General features: G+C 26.4%; 21 protein-coding genes and 1 pseudogene. 5 read left to right on the top strand and 17 right to left on the bottom strand.

All coding sequences use genetic code 11. The annotated features are described in order from the left end of the window. Nucleotides 1–134: 134 nt before the first annotated feature. Nucleotides 135–959 (top strand): delta-lactam-biosynthetic de-N-acetylase, encoded by an 825-nt coding sequence (gene pdaA / locus Q3223_RS15720; protein WP_407812181.1) that lies wholly within the window; start codon nt 135–137, stop codon nt 957–959. Between the two features lie 95 nt (nt 960–1,054). Here the strand turns inward: pdaA and Q3223_RS15725 are convergent, their stop codons facing one another. Next, complete coding sequence (locus Q3223_RS15725; RefSeq protein ID WP_054269914.1) at nt 1,055–1,840, bottom strand: GNAT family N-acetyltransferase; 786 nt, start codon at nt 1,838–1,840, stop codon at nt 1,055–1,057. Between the two features lie 197 nt (nt 1,841–2,037). Further along, the gene (locus Q3223_RS15730) at nt 2,038–2,172 is read right to left on the bottom strand and encodes a hypothetical protein (RefSeq protein WP_054269913.1); all 135 of its coding nucleotides are present in this window, start codon (nt 2,170–2,172) and stop codon (nt 2,038–2,040) included. Nucleotides 2,173–2,401: 229 nt separating this feature from the next. On the opposite strand from Q3223_RS15730, the gene Q3223_RS15735 reads away from it, so the two are divergent. The 3 genes from Q3223_RS15735 to Q3223_RS15745 all read left to right on the top strand — a co-directional run bounded on the left by Q3223_RS15735 (nt 2,402) and on the right by Q3223_RS15745 (nt 4,294). Continuing rightward, complete coding sequence (locus Q3223_RS15735; RefSeq protein WP_054269912.1) at nt 2,402–2,767, top strand: helix-turn-helix domain-containing protein; 366 nt, start codon at nt 2,402–2,404, stop codon at nt 2,765–2,767. 77 nt (nt 2,768–2,844) lie between these two features. Beyond that, a complete protein-coding gene (locus Q3223_RS15740; RefSeq protein ID WP_054269911.1) occupies nt 2,845–3,399 on the top strand; it encodes a cysteine hydrolase family protein in 555 nt (184 codons plus the stop codon). 220 nt (nt 3,400–3,619) lie between these two features. Beyond that, nucleotides 3,620–4,294 carry an MgtC/SapB family protein gene (locus tag Q3223_RS15745; protein WP_054269910.1) on the top strand — a complete coding sequence of 225 codons (675 nt, stop codon included), beginning with the start codon at nt 3,620–3,622 and terminating at the stop codon, nt 4,292–4,294. 206 nt (nt 4,295–4,500) lie between these two features. Here Q3223_RS15745 and Q3223_RS15750 read toward each other — a convergent pair whose 3' ends face one another. The 6 genes from Q3223_RS15750 to Q3223_RS15775 all read right to left on the bottom strand — a co-directional run bounded on the left by Q3223_RS15750 (nt 4,501) and on the right by Q3223_RS15775 (nt 9,947). Then, a complete protein-coding gene (locus tag Q3223_RS15750) occupies nt 4,501–5,646 on the bottom strand; it encodes an agmatine/peptidylarginine deiminase (RefSeq protein WP_407812182.1) in 1,146 nt (381 codons plus the stop codon). 58 nt (nt 5,647–5,704) lie between these two features. Beyond that, nucleotides 5,705–6,499 (bottom strand): MerR family transcriptional regulator, encoded by a 795-nt coding sequence (locus tag Q3223_RS15755; protein ID WP_054269908.1) that lies wholly within the window; start codon nt 6,497–6,499, stop codon nt 5,705–5,707. 422 nt (nt 6,500–6,921) lie between these two features. Then, nucleotides 6,922–7,308 (bottom strand): BlaI/MecI/CopY family transcriptional regulator, encoded by a 387-nt coding sequence (locus tag Q3223_RS15760; protein WP_407812183.1) that lies wholly within the window; start codon nt 7,306–7,308, stop codon nt 6,922–6,924. Nucleotides 7,309–7,400: 92 nt separating this feature from the next. Further along, a complete protein-coding gene (locus Q3223_RS15765) occupies nt 7,401–7,796 on the bottom strand; it encodes a hypothetical protein (RefSeq protein WP_227856198.1) in 396 nt (131 codons plus the stop codon). Nucleotides 7,797–7,827: 31 nt separating this feature from the next. Then, the gene (locus Q3223_RS15770) at nt 7,828–8,367 is read right to left on the bottom strand and encodes a hypothetical protein (protein WP_407812184.1); all 540 of its coding nucleotides are present in this window, start codon (nt 8,365–8,367) and stop codon (nt 7,828–7,830) included. Between the two features lie 797 nt (nt 8,368–9,164). Next, nucleotides 9,165–9,947 (bottom strand): hypothetical protein, encoded by a 783-nt coding sequence (locus Q3223_RS15775; protein WP_407812185.1) that lies wholly within the window; start codon nt 9,945–9,947, stop codon nt 9,165–9,167. Nucleotides 9,948–10,142: 195 nt separating this feature from the next. On the opposite strand from Q3223_RS15775, the gene Q3223_RS15780 reads away from it, so the two are divergent. Beyond that, nucleotides 10,143–10,646, top strand: a complete 504-nt coding sequence (locus tag Q3223_RS15780) for a hypothetical protein (RefSeq protein WP_407812186.1) — start codon at nt 10,143–10,145, stop codon at nt 10,644–10,646. Nucleotides 10,647–10,674: 28 nt separating this feature from the next. Here the strand turns inward: Q3223_RS15780 and Q3223_RS15785 are convergent, their stop codons facing one another. The 9 genes and pseudogenes from Q3223_RS15785 to Q3223_RS15825 all read right to left on the bottom strand — a co-directional run. Next, nucleotides 10,675–11,682 (bottom strand): cell wall-binding repeat-containing protein, encoded by a 1,008-nt coding sequence (locus Q3223_RS15785; RefSeq protein ID WP_407812187.1) that lies wholly within the window; start codon nt 11,680–11,682, stop codon nt 10,675–10,677. After that, the gene (locus Q3223_RS15790; protein WP_407812188.1) at nt 11,637–13,154 is read right to left on the bottom strand and encodes a hypothetical protein; all 1,518 of its coding nucleotides are present in this window, start codon (nt 13,152–13,154) and stop codon (nt 11,637–11,639) included. The genes Q3223_RS15785 and Q3223_RS15790 overlap by 46 nt, the downstream gene beginning before the upstream one ends. 157 nt (nt 13,155–13,311) lie before the next feature. Beyond that, complete coding sequence (locus tag Q3223_RS15795; protein WP_407812189.1) at nt 13,312–14,070, bottom strand: N-acetylmuramoyl-L-alanine amidase family protein; 759 nt, start codon at nt 14,068–14,070, stop codon at nt 13,312–13,314. Next, a complete protein-coding gene (locus Q3223_RS15800) occupies nt 14,070–14,327 on the bottom strand; it encodes a phage holin family protein (RefSeq protein WP_095904947.1) in 258 nt (85 codons plus the stop codon). Before Q3223_RS15800 ends, Q3223_RS15795 begins: the two co-directional genes overlap by 1 nt. A 19-nt stretch (nt 14,328–14,346) precedes the next feature. After that, nucleotides 14,347–14,577, bottom strand: coding sequence for a hemolysin XhlA family protein (locus tag Q3223_RS15805; RefSeq protein WP_169470561.1), 231 nt, complete (start codon nt 14,575–14,577; stop codon nt 14,347–14,349). Between the two features lie 60 nt (nt 14,578–14,637). Continuing rightward, entirely contained in the window at nt 14,638–16,299 is a 1,662-nt protein-coding gene (locus tag Q3223_RS15810; RefSeq protein ID WP_407812190.1) for a glycine rich domain-containing protein, read from the bottom strand. Nucleotides 16,300–16,432: 133 nt separating this feature from the next. Continuing rightward, nucleotides 16,433–16,603 carry a hypothetical protein gene (locus tag Q3223_RS15815; protein WP_407812191.1) on the bottom strand — a complete coding sequence of 57 codons (171 nt, stop codon included), beginning with the start codon at nt 16,601–16,603 and terminating at the stop codon, nt 16,433–16,435. Between the two features lie 11 nt (nt 16,604–16,614). Then, nucleotides 16,615–16,962 carry a hypothetical protein gene (locus Q3223_RS15820; RefSeq protein WP_407812192.1) on the bottom strand — a complete coding sequence of 116 codons (348 nt, stop codon included), beginning with the start codon at nt 16,960–16,962 and terminating at the stop codon, nt 16,615–16,617. 15 nt (nt 16,963–16,977) lie between these two features. After that, nucleotides 16,978–17,919, bottom strand: a pseudogene (locus Q3223_RS15825) (hypothetical protein); the annotation flags it as partial.

The following is a 17,919-nucleotide window of genomic DNA, read 5'->3' on the forward strand; positions in this document are numbered from 1 at the left end:
AATTAATATTAATTTTATATATCTTACAACAAATTTCTTTAATTTATTATCTGTATATATGAATATTTTTAACTATAAATATTCAAACTATATTGTAAGAAATGCACTTGAAATTTTAAATAAGAGGTGAAATTGTGAAAAAAGATAGCCTAAAAAAATACATTCTGATAGGAACATTTGCTCTAATACTTTTGGGAATCGCTAGTGTAAACTTTAAATCATTAGATAAGACAAAAACTCAAATTTCTAGCCCAACACTCGATACACATGAATATGATTGGTATTTTAACCCTAGAGAGGATGGTAAACAGCCATCTCCTATAAAAGAAGCAACTTTTTTTAAAAAATATGATTCTTACTATGTAGGAAATCCTAATGAGAAAGTTATATATCTATCATTTGATGCTGGATATGAAAGTGGGAACACTCCAAAGTTATTAGATACATTAAAAAAACATAATGCTAAAGCACAGTTTTTCGTAGTTGAAAGTTATATAAAAAGCAATCCAGATTTAGTAAAACGTATGGAAAAAGAAGGTCATTTAGTTTGTAATCATTCAAAAAGTCATCCATCAATGGCAGATATTACAGATTTTGAAAAATTCAAAGAAGAAATTACAAGTGTAGAAAAGGCATATAAAGATGTTACTGGAAAAGAAATGCCCAAATATTTTAGACCTCCAATGGGTAAATTCAGTGAGCAATCTTTAAAATACACAAAAGATTTAGGATATAAATCTATATTTTGGAGTTTTGCTTATGTGGATTGGTATGAAAAGAAACAACCTACGCATGAATTTGCTAAAAACAAAATTTATTCAAGAACGCATCCTGGGGCAATAGTTTTATTACATCCAAATTCTTCAACAAATACTGAAATATTGGATGAAGTACTTACACATTGGGAAAAAGAAGGTTATAAACTTAAAACTCTTGATTATCTAAGTAATAAAAAATAATATTTTATTTCAACAAAACTCCATCATGAATTAGAGTAAAAATAAAACTATTTATAAATACTTTAATTCCTAATGGAGTTTTTTATTTTTTATATTTATTTAAAAAGAATTGTCCATTCATTTATCTCTTTATATCCTATATTTTGATATATTTTACCTGCTATATCATTGTTATAAAAAAGACATGGGACTTTTCCTTCCAACAATAATTCTTTACTTAAATTGTAAACTATATAACTTGCAAATCCTTTTCCTCTATATGCTTTATCTGTACTTACAGATACTACCATTGCCAAAAAACTAGTTTCCATTCCAGTTGATGCAGTGCTAATCATAGTATCATTATTTTTAATAAAATATGCTCTTACATTTCCTTCTTTTAAATGCTCTTTTCTTTCTTCTATGTAATTTTTACTTACTTTATAATCTGAGATATTTAAAAGTTTTCCTATCTCATCAATATCTTTTTCCTGAGCTGTTTCTATTTTATACTCTTTCATGTGAGAAAAATCTATTTCTTTTATTTCCTTTAATATACAAAATTTATTATCTAGTTTTTCATAAAAATCTTTATATTCGCTTATTAGTCTATCTATTACACACTTTTTTCCACTTATACTTTCTACATCCAAATCTTTTATATGATGTTTCATCTCTTTTACATCAAAGTCATTTTTTAGACTATAAATTACAAGTTTTGACTTATTCTTTAATATTATAGAAGTTATATTTCCTCCTTTCATTTGAGACCATATATCTTGAGAGTAGGAGCTAAACCCATAGTTTTCAACATATCCAATTATGAATAAGTTTAGACTTTCTTCATGTGATACATATTGCCAAAATTCTTTTTCTAAAGTATTATCTATTTTTACAATCAAGTATATATCCTCCTTTTGTATTAATAATGATATACCTTATAATTTATAGTATCATTTAAATCCATTATATTCCACCAAATATTCTTAATTTTTCAAAAATAATTTAGAATTGTAAGCTAATTAATTTCTTATAAAAGTATACAATTAAAATATTATATGTCATTTTTATATTTTAATTAAATTACATTTTTTAATGTCTATGCAATGTGTTCATATTTATTTTTATATTCTGTCATCGCTTCATTCCAAGCCTCTTCCACTGAGATTCCTTTCTTAATTGCAATTCTTTGTGCCAATTCTATTATTTTCATAGCTTTTCTTGATATATTCATATATTTTCCTCCTCTAAATTATCATAAATTATTTTAAAGTTAAATTTCTGTAGTCATTTTATATGTTTATTTACTTATATCTTACTAATTATTTGTGTATTAAATGTGAACTACGCTAGAAGAATTTTAGAACTTAATAAACCATAAACTTTACATACAATTCATATATATTTGTCATATCACAATACAAGTGATATAATTTATTATCATTTTATGGGGGTGATATATTATGAAAATAAGAGATGAATACACATGTCCTCTTGAAATTGTACATGACATAATCAAAGGAAAATGGAAAACTATCCTTGTATTTGAATTGAGACAGTCTAATAAGACATTTTCTGAGTTAGAACATAGTATTTTGGGAATAAATCAAAAAATGTTAATTCAACAATTAAAAGAACTACATGAATTTGGTATCGTTGATAAGATAAGTTCAGCTGGTTATCCATTACATGTTGAATATTTTCTTACTGACCGTGGTAAAAAAATGTTAAAGGCTGTGGAAATAATGCAAGAAATAGGTATAGAATATATGCTTGAAAACGGTCAACAAGGGGTTCTAGATAGCAAAGGAATTTGTTATAATAAATAGTTTTATACATACTAAAAAGTAAGTAATTTACATTTCTTATATGAATATTATAATAAGGATAGATAGGAGGTATAAACATGTCTATAGCTTTAATACTAATTGATATTCAGAATGATTATTTTAAAAACGGAAAATGCGAATTATTTGAATCAAAAAAAGCTGCTGAAAATACAAAGAAAATATTGCTGTTCTTTAGAAAAAATGACTTACCAGTTATTCATGTACAACATATATCAACAGATAAAACAGCTTCTTTTTTTCTTCCTCACACTTATGGTTCAGAAATAAATGAAACTGTTTTTCCACTGGCAAATGAAGAAATTATAATTAAACATTCACCAGACAGTTTTTTTCAAACCAGCCTACACACTGTACTTGAGAAAAAAAGTATAACTAAGTTGGTGATTTGTGGGATGATGAGTCATATGTGCATTGATACAAGTGTAAGAACAGCAAAAAAATTGGGATACGACATAACTCTTATAGATGATGCCTGTACAACAAAAAATTTATCTTGGTGTGATGTAGAAATTCATGCAAACACTGTCCATCAAGTATTCATGGCATCATTGCAGAATAGTTTTGCAGATATAAAAAATACAGATATTTTTTTGTCTAGTTGTTATAAATAAAAATATTCACCATATTAAAAAAAGCAAACTTAACCTATTTAAGTATGCTTTTTAATCATTTAAAATTAGATACTTTCTACCATTTTTATATATATAAAATACCCTTATCTATTTTATATTCATATATAACTATTATATAAATTTTAAACTTTACTATATCCACATAAAAAATGTAGTATTATAGTATATATAATATTATATAGAAAGGGGTGCTAGACAAATGAATAATCATATACTAATTCAATTTGGGTATATAGCAAGAATCATTATTGCTGGTTTCTGTGGAGCTTTAATTGGATATGAAAGGAAAAATAGACTAAAAGAAGCTGGAATACGAACTCATTTTATAGTGGCATTAGGTTCAGCACTTATAATCATTGTTTCTAAGTATGGGTTTAATGATATAGTAGGTACTCCAGGTATTGGTCTAGACCCAGCCCGTGTTGCAGCACAAGTTGTTAGTGGAATAGGTTTCTTAGGAGCTGGATTAATATTTATTAGAAATCAATCAGTAAGTGGACTTACTACAGCTGCTGGTATATGGGCAACAGCTGGTACAGGGCTTGCTATTGGCTCTGGACTATATTTATTAGGTATTGTTTCAAGTATTATCATTGTTATTGTACAGATATTACTCCATAGAGATAGGAAATGGATGAAACTTCCTACAGCAGAACAAGTTTCTCTCAAAATTTCTAATAGCACTGATTCTATAGAGTACATTGAGGAGAAATTTAAGAAATCTAATATTGAAATTATAAACATGAATATTAAACGTCTTGATGGAGATTGGTTAGAAATAGTTATATATACTAAGTTACCTAAAGGATACAAAAAAACAAATTTATTAAAATTATTTAGTGATAACCCTCTTATAGAAACTTTAGAAATATAAAAAACAACTATAATGATACAATTTGCCACCGATTTGAAAATGTAGTGGCAAATGGGTGGCAAAAAAATTGCCACTCCATTTTTCTTTGTTAAACAATAATGTGTCTTATTAATGATTTTCTTCTAAACTCTTAAATTTTTCTTTTACTTATTAAAGAATCTTTTGTCCATAAATACTCTGCCAATATCAATTCATATCACACTCTATTATTCTCTATTTTTAACTATATCTATAGGCTGTTGTTGAGTTACACAATGAATCATTCCACCATCTTTATACAACTCTCTTATATCTATTCCTATTACTTTTCTATCAGGATATAAATCTTGTATAATCTGATTTGCAACTTTATCATTTGGGTCATCGTAATTTGGAACTAATACAACTTTATTACCTATATAAAAATTCATATATGAACCTTGATATTCTAAGTTTTTTCCATTTTTTAATTTAACATTATTTTGTGTAAGTGGTAGATATATATAATTATACTTTTCTCCTTTTTCATTAGTTGAATTCAATAATATATTAATATCGTTTTGTTTTAGACCCCAATCTATCAATCCTTTTTCATTTAATGTAATTATTGTTGATTCATCATAAAATTTTGCAAATCCATCAATATGAAAGTCTGTTATATCTATTCCAACCACACCATCTAACCATATAAATTTTTCTACACCATAATATCTTCTTATATATTTTTCTATATCACCTTGGCTTAAGTTTTTATTTCTATTTTTATTTATTATAGAACTTTTAGTTGCTAGAAATGTTCCACCACCATCAAGTTCCATTGCTCCACCCTCCAAAACTACTTCTTTTAAATTTATACTTTTCACTCCTAAGTCTTCACTTATATTTTTAGGAATTTGATTTGATTTACTATATGGTTCTTTTCTTCCCCAACCATTAAATCCCCAATCTAATATTACAAGTTCATCGCTTTCATCATATACAAATATAGGACCATTATCTCTTATCCAAGCATCATCAGTTTTATAAATATAAAAATCTATATAATTCATATCAATATTTTCTTTTTTCAATAAATTTTCTATTCTATCTTTTTCACTTTTATTATAAACTACTATATGAACATTCTCACCTTTCACTAAAGACTTTGTCATATTTACCCATACATCTTCTATTCCATTTTGATATTTTTTCCCATAAGTATAACTATGAGGCCATTGCAACCAAGTTCCTTCATGTTCTTCATCTTCTAGTGGCATATAATACTTTTGTTGATTATTTTGATTTATGGTTTTGTTTTCATATCCTTTTGTAAATTCTCTTATCATCAATAATAATGGTAGTGATAATCCCAGCATTAAAATTCTCTTATTCATAATAACCTCCTCTATTTTTATATTTCAAGTATAAAGGTTATCATAATGTCAAGGTCAACTAATCTTTTGAAACTTTTATAGATACTTCTGTTATAAATTCGTAGCTAAATGGAGTTAATAATGAGTCTACAAAGTATTTTTCAACAAAATTTCCTTTAATTTTAAAATCGTTATTTTTAATCCACTTGTACAAAGCAGAATAAGCACCAGTTAAATTTTCATAATCTCCATAACATATTGTACTAATATATGTACCGCTTTCAATTACCTTATTATTAAATCCTTTTATATCTTTATTATCTATAATAGGTTGATAATATTCTATTTCATATGTGTTTTCATCTACATTTTCATTATTGTAAAACATTACATAATAATATCCAACTTTATTAGATTTGTTTTTTGAAATCGCATTATAGCAAGATTCTATAAATTCTCCTATATCCTTATAATTAATAATAGCTTTTTGGCACAATGTATTAACTGATTGTCGTTCACAAATATTAATATCATAATTATTTATGATTATATCTTTAAATTTCACCTTTTCTTCTATTTCTGAAATTAAATACCCATATGTATTTACCTTTTTTGTTAATTCTTCAATCTTATTGATATATATATCTATACTTTCATATTTATTATTATCGAATATATCTTTTATTTCTTCATAAGTAAATTCATACCTTCTTAAGTTTTTGATTTTTGATATTACATTAATGTCTCCCTCTGTATAGTATCTATATCCATTATTTTCTATGTGACTAGGTTTCAATATATTTTCTTTATCATAATATCTGAGCATTCTAGATGATATTTTAGTTATTTTTGAAGCTTCACCTATTTTATACATACAAACACCTTCTTTATTTTATTGATTGTAAGTTTATTACTTTACTATTATATACTGTAGATAAAACTTGAACAAAATGTAAAGGGTAAAATTTTACCAAATAAAAATAGACTAGATAATCACTAGTCTATTTTCACATTATTTAATCCAGAATTTTCATATTATTTTATCACCAATTAAAATTTAATTATTTAATTACAAGTACTTGAATTCCAGTTACAAATTGTAGTATTTTCTTTATGTTTATTTATATTTATTTATATTTATTTTGAAACCGTTAAAATATCAGACATTAAATCAATGTTTTTATTTTATCTTATTTATGTTTATTTATTTATAGTTAATTTTATATAATAAGTTCGGTGGCAAATGGGTGGCAAAAACAATTTGCCACCCATTTTTTCTTTGTAAAATAATACTCTTTATTTCTCATTTTCTTCTAAATTATTGAAATACTCTTCTAGTTCATCTAATTTATCATAATCTAATTCTTCATCATCTCTATGTAATGCTGAAATTAAACTCTTAACTGAATTTTTATGTATATTCTTTATAAATTCTCTTGTTTCAAATCTCTGATATTGCTTTTCTTTTACTAGTACATTATAGTGAGTACGTTTATCTATTTTCTCTGTTTCTAAAAACTCCCTTCTTTGCAATCTTTTTAATACTGTAAATGTAGTTGTATCTTTCCAATCATATTTTTCTTCCATTGCATTAACCAAATCTCTAGAAGTTAATACTTTGTTAGCTTCCCAAATATATCTCATAACTTTTAATTCTGCTTCTGGTAATTTACTAATCTTCATAGTTTACACCCCTTTGCCGATTTATGTATAACTAAATTTTATACCAATAAGAGTGTGTAATCAATTAGATTGGAATAAATATATATTCCAATTTATTCCATTATATTATATATTATTTTTCCATTTTTAGCTTTCAGTAATATCTCTCCAGAAGTATTGGAAACATTTTCAACTACATTTATGTTTACCTTATATGTTGATTTTATGTTTTTTCTTACACTATTTGTAGTTTCAACACTTATATCTTCATATTCTTTCCACAAACTTCCTACTAAAGAATTGTACTTATATTCATCCAAGTCAATATCTAATATTGTATCTATATATAATATATTTTTAGCTTTGTCGCCAGAAATTTCAAAATCTGTATAAGCTTCTTCATATTCTCTTATAATTTTATCAAATACTATAGATTCTCGAGCTTTTATTACTCCAAAAATCCCAACTATCACTACTAAAACAATTAATATAATTTTTTTATTTTTCATTTTAATTACCTCATTTTTATATTCTCTTAATCTAATATTCTAATTTTTGCATTGCAATTACTGAAAATCTAACATCTTTAACTATATCAGTTGCTTTTTGTAGAGACTCACTATTACTGTTCATTACTCCATCTATTATAAGATCCACAACTTCTTCCATATCTTCTAAATTCTTTTTAGTATATTTTATTATATTACCTTCTTTTTCTGTAAGTTCTATATTTTTTAATGATATATCATTTTCTACATCTTCTATTGCCCCAACTTTTTCTCTACAGAAATATTGAAGCTCTAAAAATCCTTTTATCATTTCGCTACTATCAGTACCTTGATTAACCCACTCATTCATTAAACCATATGTCTCTTGAGTTTTTGCCTGTAATTCTTCATTTAAATTATGTACTTCTCTAATAGATTCTACCTTAAACTGATCTAGATCTTCTTCTTGTAAAACATTTTCTGAATTAGAAACAGGTGTAACCTCACCTTCATCGTTATTTTTACTTGAACATCCAGTCAGAATAATTACACATAAAACCCCTAGTATTGATATTATAACTTTTTTTCTCACAAATTCTCCCCCTCTAAATTTAAATTTCCTCAAATTAATTATATATACAAATAGATTCTATAACAACCAAATTATTCCATTATTGTACTAATTTATTTTTTTTAATAAAATTTTATAACAGATATTGAAGATATTACATTGTCTATATACAATGACAGAGTAAGTTTTTTAAATTTCTAAAATCATTTATATATCATTAATTAAATATTTTCGTAACAGAAATATTAGAAGATAATAAGATTGATTTGATAATTACAGGTGAAAAAACAAAGTTGTTTGGAAAAGTAAAAAGAGCATCCCTTACGACAGAAAATGCTCTCTTTAATATGATTAACTTAGTAAAGATGGATTGGATGTTCATCTTTACTTTTTTTATTATATCATATAGTTTACTCTATGAAAAAGACCTATTTAAATCGTTTCTAAGATATGTTGAGTAAGGTTCTTGATAGTTTTAAAAATAAGCACCCCTATAAAAAGAGTGCTTTAGTGTATGCTAATGTATATATCTAATACAATTAGAACATGTCTTATGTTTTAGTATGATAATTTTCGTTCACTTTATTGTTACAATATGTATTATAGTTTTATATATCTTGTTAATATTTTTAGTTATAGAGTTGCTATATTTTTAAACATATTACATTTAACTCATTTATTTTTTCTTAATACAATACACAAAAATATATATTTACACTATAATCACATGATATATCAATAGCTTTCAATAAAGTTAATGTAATTTAAATGCCAACTAAATACTTAATAATCATCAGTACATTATAAAAAAACAGATTCTAATAATTCAACTCTAACTCAAAATCTTTACTTAATAAATCATTTATTTCACACATTGCACTTATATCAGATATATCACCTATGTTAATTAATATTTGTCCACTATCTATTAAGATATTATCAAATATTATTCTAAATTCTTGTTGTCTCTTAAAGTAATCTTTTTTCCAAAATGCTCTTCTTGATGTATTAAAATCTCTTATTCTTTCAAACTGGTTAATGTTAGGATTATAATATTTTACATATCCAAATTCTAAACCAATATCTCTAGTTTTAGTAACTTTGATAATTCGCTTTATAAATTCTCCTGCTTCTATAATTAGTGCATGAGTATAATTTCCAAATTCCTTTTCTAAATATTTAATTTTATTATCATCAAAACTTAGAATTAAATGTTTATCGACGTACTCTAAATCACTTTTACTTATTCCTAATAAACAAAATACTGGCTTTCTTGTGTACCCTTCTACTCTAACTCTCGTTTCAGAAGCCTTAAATTCAAAATCGCCCATGTCAATTCCTAAAAGTGCTTTTAGAGGTCTAACTGGTTTTCTTGTGTTAGCTTCAAAAAAACGAAAGTTTACTCCATTAAGTAATAATGCACTTTCATCTCTATCTCCAATTCCAATTTTCCCATATGTCTCTTCTAAATCAATAAAATATTTTAAATTATTTGTATATATTTCCCCTTTTTTCAGTTTTTCTAGATTTTCTTTTGTACCAAATTTTATTAATAGATTTACCTCTTCTATTTCATTATCTGATTTAAGCATTGTTAACAAACCTTTTCTCCTTTCATAATTAACTATCAGTAACCAATAATCATTCTAATAAAATTATAATATAAATAAATTAAATACCATAGATATTTAATTTATTTATATTATAATTGTAAAATCGTTCGACAAATTGCTGATATAAATTCTTAAATATGCTATAAATTAAAGTATATTATATATGAATTTATGGGGGATTTTATGAATTTGATAAGTTGGAATCAAAATAGAAAATTAAAAAAACATTTTAAAGGAAATAAGGAAAATATAAAAAAATACCATGAATATTATATAAAAATATATAATCATTATAATGAAATTGAAACAGTAGATAGCATTCGAAAGATAGAAATCGAGCAGACTAGAATTCGAGGACAATTAGAAAAAAATAATAATCCTGGTAATGCATTGTATATAGCTCTAATTGCAATAATTTTTTCATTATTATACAATCTTTCATCTAATATTGTAGAATCATTTTTATCTAACTTAGTATTTAATATCTTAAAAATTAAATGTCCTAATTTAGATTTACTCATTCAATTAATATGTATTCTTATTTTTTTAGCCTATGTACAGTTTACTTCTTTAAGTATAGCTAAACCTTATCGAGATGATATACAATTTTATACTACTGCATTAGATGTATTGGAAGATATGAAAAAGAAAAAACTTAGAGAAAAAAAGTATAAAAAAAGAAGGTAACAACTACTTTTAGTTGCTACCTTCTAATCTATTTAACTAAGTTTTCTACTTCATTAAATGCTTTCTCATTTCCATTCCCACCAATTTGAGTTATATTTTTAAACTTTTTATTCTTGATTAACTCTTTTTGGCTATTCTCTAATCCATTTCCAACTAATACTACTGGAGATTCAGTTTTTCCTGCAAGCACTCCTACTGATAAGGCATCTACTAAATCATCTTGTTTATTCATTCCATTCTTAGCTATATATAAGTCATTAAGTGTATCTTTACTATAAAAATGATTTATTACTTTTGAGTTAGTTTCTGTTCTATCAGAACCTTCTATTTTAGTTACAGATGGTAATGTATTACTCACTTCTTTATTATTAAATAAAGATTCTCCACCTATTACATATGATTTTGATATGTCTTTATTAGCTATTAAGTCTTTTATATCTTTCATATCATCATTTTGATTAGTAAGAAGAATTTGCATTTCCTCTTTGGCTGATATAGCTCCCATACTTACTGCATCAGCTAGTCCCTTTTCTACATCTACCACTACTACTTTTGACAGATTAGAATTTTTGTCTAATTCTTTTGCAAGTTTTATTGATGTTTCATATCTATCATTTCCAGATATTCTAATTACACTTAAGCCCTTTTCTTTTAAATCAGACACTACTTTTTCATCAACAGACTTTAAACCACCTACTATGTACACATTTTTTGCTTCTAATCTATTTATTTCTTTTTCTGTTAATTTATTTAAGTTATTATTTTTTGTAAGTAGTATTGGTGCATCTTTAGACTTAGTAAATGGTGTTGCTGATAAGTCATCAGATATACTAGAGTCATTTATTAGCACTATATTATCAGCTTTATTCCATCCTTTTTGACTTATTTTTACTGATGTTTCATTTCTATCTGAACCAGTTAGTTTTACATTAGAAGTTGTTGTGTTAGTTTTAGAAGACTCTTCATTTGTGGATGATGAACCACCTCCACCTACTGACGAACCTCCTGCTGATGTTGATTTTTTTGATTTGACCAATCTAACTCTTCTAATTTTGTGTTTTTGCTTACATCTAAACTAGTTAATCTATTTTCCTCACAGTACAACCTCTCAAGTTCTATATTTTTTGTTACATCCAAGTTAGTTAATTCATTTTGTGAACAATATAAACTCCTCATAAGGACATTGTTACTTACATCTAAACTGGTTAATTTATTCTCTGAACAATATAAACTTCTTATCTTACCATTTTTGTTTATATCTAATTTTGTTAATTGATTTTTTTGACAGTCTAATGTAAGAAGTTCCATATTATAAGAAAGATTCAAGTTTACTAATTCATTTTGTGAACAATATAAGTATTTAAGATTTTTATTTTTACTTGCATTTAAACTATCTAATTTATTTTTATAACAAGTTAAATTCTCCAAGTCAATATTTTTACTTATATCTAAAGTATTTATCTCATTGTCATAACAGTATAATTCTAAAAGTTCTATGTTATTCTCTATATTCAAACTTGTTAACTTGTTTACTGCACACTCTAGATATTTTAAATTCTTATTGCTACTTATATCCAGATTCTTAAGATTACTTCCACTACAAGTTAAATCTTCTAAATTAATACAATTTTCCACATTTAAATTACTTAATTGCTCTTGATTACAATATAGTTTTACAAGTTTTTCATGATTTTTTAAGTTTAAATTTTGCAATTTATTGTTGTTACAAGTTAACTTAACAAGCTCTTTATTATTATCTAAATTTATATTTGCTAATTGATTAAATGAACAGTTTAAATCCTGTAATTCTAAATTTGTAGATATATCTAAATCATTTAAATTATTATGCTCACATTTTAAAATTTTCAAATTCTGATTCTTAGATAAATTTAAACTACTTAATTCATTTTCAAAGCATAAAAGAGTTGTCAAATTAGTTGCTTTAGTTATATCTAAATTTTTCAAATTATTTTTTCTACAGTTCAATTCTTCTAATTTAGAATTTTCTATAACTAAGTTTGTTAGATTATTTTCTCCACAATGTACTGTTATTAACTCTTTATTATTACTTAAATCTAGACTTGTTAGTTGATTTTCGTTACAATATAATTCTTTTAAATTTATGTTGCTACTTAAATCTAGGCTCGTTAAATTATTTCCTCTACAACTAAAGTTTTCTAACCCAATAAAATAATTAATTCCAGATAAATTTTTTATTGATTTGCTTCCTAAGGTTAACTCTTTTGTAGATTCTATAATCGCTTTTTGTGAAATTCCAATTGGATTTCCATCATCTAAAATACTTAGTTTATCGCAAATTACTTTTCTAAAATTTTCATCTGGAAAGGCTTCTTCCATTGTCATATTTTCTAAGTTATTAACTTTCCTTGCTTCATATCTAAATTCCATATTTTTCTCAATATCTTGTGCATTTATCTTATGTACCAAAGGTGATACAACTACCAATGAAAGTGATAAAATAACTGCTTTTTTGCTTAAAGTTTTCATCCCCTACACCTCATTCAAATAATATTTACCCACTTGAATTGTAGCACATAATATTAACCTTAGAAACAAACTTTAATATTATTATATAATAAATTATTTTTTTATTATGAATGAGGTATTAGAAAATATCAACTATCTCTAGTTATTACCTTCTAATCTATCTATTAATAAAATCTAATGCCTTGTAAAGTGTATCAAATCTATCATTACCTTTTATCATAGTATAGTGTTCTTTCGTTATAGAACTTATCTTTTCACATGCTCCACCACCAACAACATATAAATTCTCTGTCTGACCTGGTACGTAATCTTTTATATCACATATTAATATTTTTCCATCATTATAACCCCAACCAACTACAGTTGCAGGGATTTTGTCAACCTCTCCATCATAAACTATTGTATGTTTATACATCTTACTCACTCCCCCACTATTTTTTATCTTATCTTTAAAATCTACCCACAATTTCGGATTATCAAGCATCTTACGAGGACAATATTTTTTCTTAGCATCATAGTGTCTAATCACTTTATCTGCACTAATATTTAAATCTTTCATTAACTTTTTAGTTAAGTCTATTGCATTTTGTCTTGCTTTTGTATAATTTCCATCACGATTTACACATATTTCTATATTTATACTATTATAGTTTGTAACTCCTGCGATTAGTGCAGTACCATAACTCTTACCAACTGCCCAAGCTCCGTCTTTGTGGTCTAGTGTTTGATATATTACTTTATCATCTACATAGTAATGTACACTTGCTTCTAAGTTACCATTGTTGAGTGCTTGTGCATGTCTCTTAGCATCTGCTCCCTTGTCCTCGTTATCAGTTTCATGAATTACTATAAACCTAGGGCTATTCTTGTTTGGATAACACTTTTTCTTTGTTAACATCTTTATTATATCTACCATTATTTATTTTCCTCCTTTAATTGTTTGTAAGTTTGATTTATACCTATTGATATACCCCAGCAAATTACACCTTGTAAGACTGCATCAGCATTTAATCCTAACATCCATACTGAGAAACCTATCCCAAGTGCTAATAACACTACTGGAATATACTTGTTATCTAATTGTTTATATTTCTTACAACCTGCTCCTATAACATAAAGAGCAGCAACTAAAATTAGTAACTGCTCTGGTATGAAACTTATTAAATTATCCATTTATTTTCCTCCTAATTAATTAAAATATTCCTCTCTGTATTGCAAATATAAAGAACCCTACAAGGGTTGTAATCATTGTTCCAATTAGCCATTTAAGCATACTTGTAAGTGAGTTTAAATTCTCACACAATGCTTTTAACTCTGCTTTAGACTCTATATTTGCTATCTTTAATTCGTCTATTTCTTCTCCATGCTTATTTATTCTTGTTTCGTGCCTTTTTAAATCTGATTCAAAAAGTTCTTCATTCATGTAAGCCTCCTAATTTTGATATTAAAATAAGACTTAGAGTAATCTCTAAGCCTTTGACAATTAACGATACTTAACTGCTATATAATCATAACCTGCTCCGCCATTAACTGGACCTTTTGGTAACCATGAATTATCCTTTATATCTATGCCTCTGTGACTATCAGTACTATCAAAACATGTTTCTTTCGTTCTTGCATTATAAAAGAAATAAAACAGAGGAGTGTATATACAATAATATTTTTCACCTACAAGATTTGTGGTAGTATATGAAACAATGTCAGGCTTAAAGCCCACAACTATTCCATTTGGATAATGGTCTTTATCATATATAAAAAATCCACTTGTACTTTGATATCTATTTCGCAAACTATTTATAGTATTATCTTTGCTTACTATAGTATTCTTAAATCCTGTAATATAGTTCGCATACTCTTGAAATGTTTGTTCTGATGTGGCAGGAGAGCCAATAGCAGTTGCAATCAATTCTTTTCCTTTGTTAGCTTCTTGAAAAAAATAATCTGCACTATCAAAATAATCTTTTACCTTTTCAGATAATTCAACAAATGTATTGTTCAAACTTGCATCTATATCTTTTAATGCTAATACATTTACAATACTTCTTTTTCCGCTTTTTAAACCATCTTTCATTTCGCTAACTTTAGTTGCTATATCCTGTAAACTAGCACCATCCTCTAATGGCATTATATTCTTACTTATACTTACAACTTTTTCTGCTATAGCATTTGCACTGTCTGTAACAACTATTTTAAGTGTGTGTAGTGCATTATCTTCTAATGTATAGTTAATTGTTTTCTCTGATGTTAAATCTGTTGTTATTGTTTCTTTTAATACATCATCTATAAAGTATTCTATTTTAGTTAATAGTGTAGGGTCTGTGTGGTCTGCTTTGAATGTTGCTTGTGTGGAGTTATAAGAAGATACAGTTAAAAAAGGTAATGATTGTAGTAATTCTATTTTGCAATAGCCCTCTATTTTGGTAGTATTTCCTCCAGCGACACTGCCAGTATTTTCTAACCAGTATTCAGAAGTTGGTGTATATCCTTTTGGTTTATAACTATCTTTAGTAAGTGCATAACCACTTCCACCACTTCCGCTTGAAGTAGTACCATTACTTGCACCACCAAACCAACCACCACCACCACCATTATATGCGTAATCACTATCACTTAATCCAAGCACAGCTCCTGCACCACAACCAAAAACACCACTAAAACAATCTTTATAACCTCTACCACCAGCATATTGTGTAGCTCCTGGAGTATAATAATTTAAATAACCTTCAGAAGAACCTCTTCCATTACCACCTTCAAAACCACCACCTAAGCCACCAGGAGTATCAGAATAACTTCCACCTGCACCACCTGCAACAATTATTCTAGAAAGTAATCCTTCTTTATTATTCCACTCACCACCAACAAGTCTAATATCAGTAGCACCACCACCACCTTGACCTCTAGAAAGCCCACCACCATTATATGCAAAAACATCTTTACGATGGTCAAGACCAACTCCACCAACATAAATGTATAATGTAGTTTCTTTTTTTAGTGTAAGTTCACCATAAGTATAACCACCTTTAGAAGAAGGGGTACCAGAAAACGCAAACCCTCTAGCACCAAAACACTCTAATTTATATTTTCCAGGTTTTAATGTTACACTTTGTTCACTTCCTGTATAATTAAATTCATAAACTGTTGCCATTTAATCCACCTCTTTCTTAATTTATGGTTTTATTGTACCTAATTTCAAAGCCATAAAAGTCTGCAAAGTGTAGATGAAGTGTAGGCAAAATGTAAATGAATTTATATATTTTTAGGAATAAAAAAAGAACCTTCTATACTGTTGGTTCTACTTGTGTTTCTTCTTTATTTAATAAACTTGTTAACTCTAAATATTGTTCTTCTGTAACCCTATTTACTTCATAAAATACATCCATTTTATGTTGTAAATCCTCTTTGGTACTATAGTTCTTTTGTTCTATCATTAATTTTAATAAGTTATACATATTAATTCCTCCTAGATATTGTTATTTAATTTCATATTTACTACTTCAAATGCTGTGCTTACTATCTCACTATCTCTATTTTTATTTTCTTCTTTTAACATACTTAGTTCTTCTTCTAATGCTTTCAATCTCTTTTGTTCATCTGTCAAAATAACTTCTATATCTTTTATATTTAGTTCTTTTGTAACTGGATTTATTGACTCTATATACTGTTTGTTATAGTCTATACTTCCATGTTCAATATCAATATAATTTAATTCAGTTATTTTTGACCACTCTTGTATATCTCCTGTTGCTTCTCCGGTTTGAAGCCATATTCTGCCCGTTTGGTCGTAAATTATTCTATTATTTCTATTCATATTATCACCTCATTTTTATTGATAAGCATACCAATTTATAATTTGTTCTTTTATTGTATAACCGTCTCTCCTGCTATCAACTCTAAAAAATTCAATTTCAAATTTACTTTGAGATATATTTTTAATTATAGTTTTGCAATCACCTGTAAAAGTTTCTCCATTTCCTCGTATAGAAAAAGTTTCTTGTTTGTTATTAGAAGAATGAACAGTTGTGTATTCAGAAGAACTATCTCTATAAAAAGATATATCAAAGAAAGCAATGATAAAACTTGGAATAAAATCTAAATTAATTGGAACGTTAATTATACCTGGATTTTCATTAAATATTATTTTTGTTGTATTAGTATAAGTACCACTAGCCCATTTTTTACGTTGACTAAGCTGATTATTCAATTCTGTTATCCTATTTTGTAACTCCTGCACACTAGCGTCTGTACTGTCAAAAGAAGTCTTTATTTTCTCCGATAACTCCACTAATGTATTATTTAAACTTGCTTCTATATTCTTTAATGCTAAAGTATTTATAATACTTGTTTTCCCATTTCTAAACCCTTCTCCAATCTCTACTAATTTAGATGATATATCTTGTAAAGTTGCATCAGATTGAAGTGGCATTATTTCTTTACTTATACTCAAAGCCTTCTCAACAATTGCATTTTCTGCATCTGTAGCTACTATTTTAAGTGTGTGTATTGCATTGTCTGTAAGTTCATAGTTTATTGTTTTTTCTGCTGTTAAATCTGTAGTAAATGTATCTTTTAATACATCATCAATGAACCACTCTATTTTACTTAAATTATTATCTGTGTCTATTGCTGTAAATATTGCAGTAGTTGAATTATAAGAGGATATATTTAATTTTGGTTTAGTGTTGCCTTTTGTGAATGTAACAGTTTTATCTAACATTTTACCACCAGCAACAGTACCAAGCTCAATAGTTATATTATTTACAGAGTT

Origin of the sequence: Clostridioides sp. GD02367, from assembly GCF_045900275.1 — a bacterium.
In the GTDB taxonomy this organism is placed as follows: domain Bacteria; phylum Bacillota; class Clostridia; order Peptostreptococcales; family Peptostreptococcaceae; genus Clostridioides; species Clostridioides difficile_A.

Coding starts and splice junctions, on each gene's coding strand:
- Q3223_RS15805 (WP_169470561.1), bottom strand. CDS start 14,577: ATGAATGAAGAACTTTTTGAATCAGATTTAAAAAGGCACGAAACAAGA.
- Q3223_RS15790 (WP_407812188.1), bottom strand. CDS start 13,154: ATGAAAACTTTAAGCAAAAAAGCAGTTATTTTATCACTTTCATTGGTA.
- Q3223_RS15745 (WP_054269910.1), top strand. CDS start 3,620: ATGAATAATCATATACTAATTCAATTTGGGTATATAGCAAGAATCATT.
- Q3223_RS15765 (WP_227856198.1), bottom strand. CDS start 7,796: ATGAAAAATAAAAAAATTATATTAATTGTTTTAGTAGTGATAGTTGGG.
- Q3223_RS15820 (WP_407812192.1), bottom strand. CDS start 16,962: ATGAATAGAAATAATAGAATAATTTACGACCAAACGGGCAGAATATGG.
- Q3223_RS15755 (WP_054269908.1), bottom strand. CDS start 6,499: ATGTATAAAATAGGTGAAGCTTCAAAAATAACTAAAATATCATCTAGA.
- Q3223_RS15735 (WP_054269912.1), top strand. CDS start 2,402: ATGAAAATAAGAGATGAATACACATGTCCTCTTGAAATTGTACATGAC.
- Q3223_RS15750 (WP_407812182.1), bottom strand. CDS start 5,646: ATGAATAAGAGAATTTTAATGCTGGGATTATCACTACCATTATTATTG.
- Q3223_RS15730 (WP_054269913.1), bottom strand. CDS start 2,172: ATGAATATATCAAGAAAAGCTATGAAAATAATAGAATTGGCACAAAGA.
- Q3223_RS15800 (WP_095904947.1), bottom strand. CDS start 14,327: ATGGATAATTTAATAAGTTTCATACCAGAGCAGTTACTAATTTTAGTT.
- Q3223_RS15815 (WP_407812191.1), bottom strand. CDS start 16,603: ATGTATAACTTATTAAAATTAATGATAGAACAAAAGAACTATAGTACC.
- Q3223_RS15810 (WP_407812190.1), bottom strand. CDS start 16,299: ATGGCAACAGTTTATGAATTTAATTATACAGGAAGTGAACAAAGTGTA.
- Q3223_RS15780 (WP_407812186.1), top strand. CDS start 10,143: ATGAATTTGATAAGTTGGAATCAAAATAGAAAATTAAAAAAACATTTT.
- Q3223_RS15740 (WP_054269911.1), top strand. CDS start 2,845: ATGTCTATAGCTTTAATACTAATTGATATTCAGAATGATTATTTTAAA.
- Q3223_RS15795 (WP_407812189.1), bottom strand. CDS start 14,070: ATGGTAGATATAATAAAGATGTTAACAAAGAAAAAGTGTTATCCAAAC.
- Q3223_RS15760 (WP_407812183.1), bottom strand. CDS start 7,308: ATGAAGATTAGTAAATTACCAGAAGCAGAATTAAAAGTTATGAGATAT.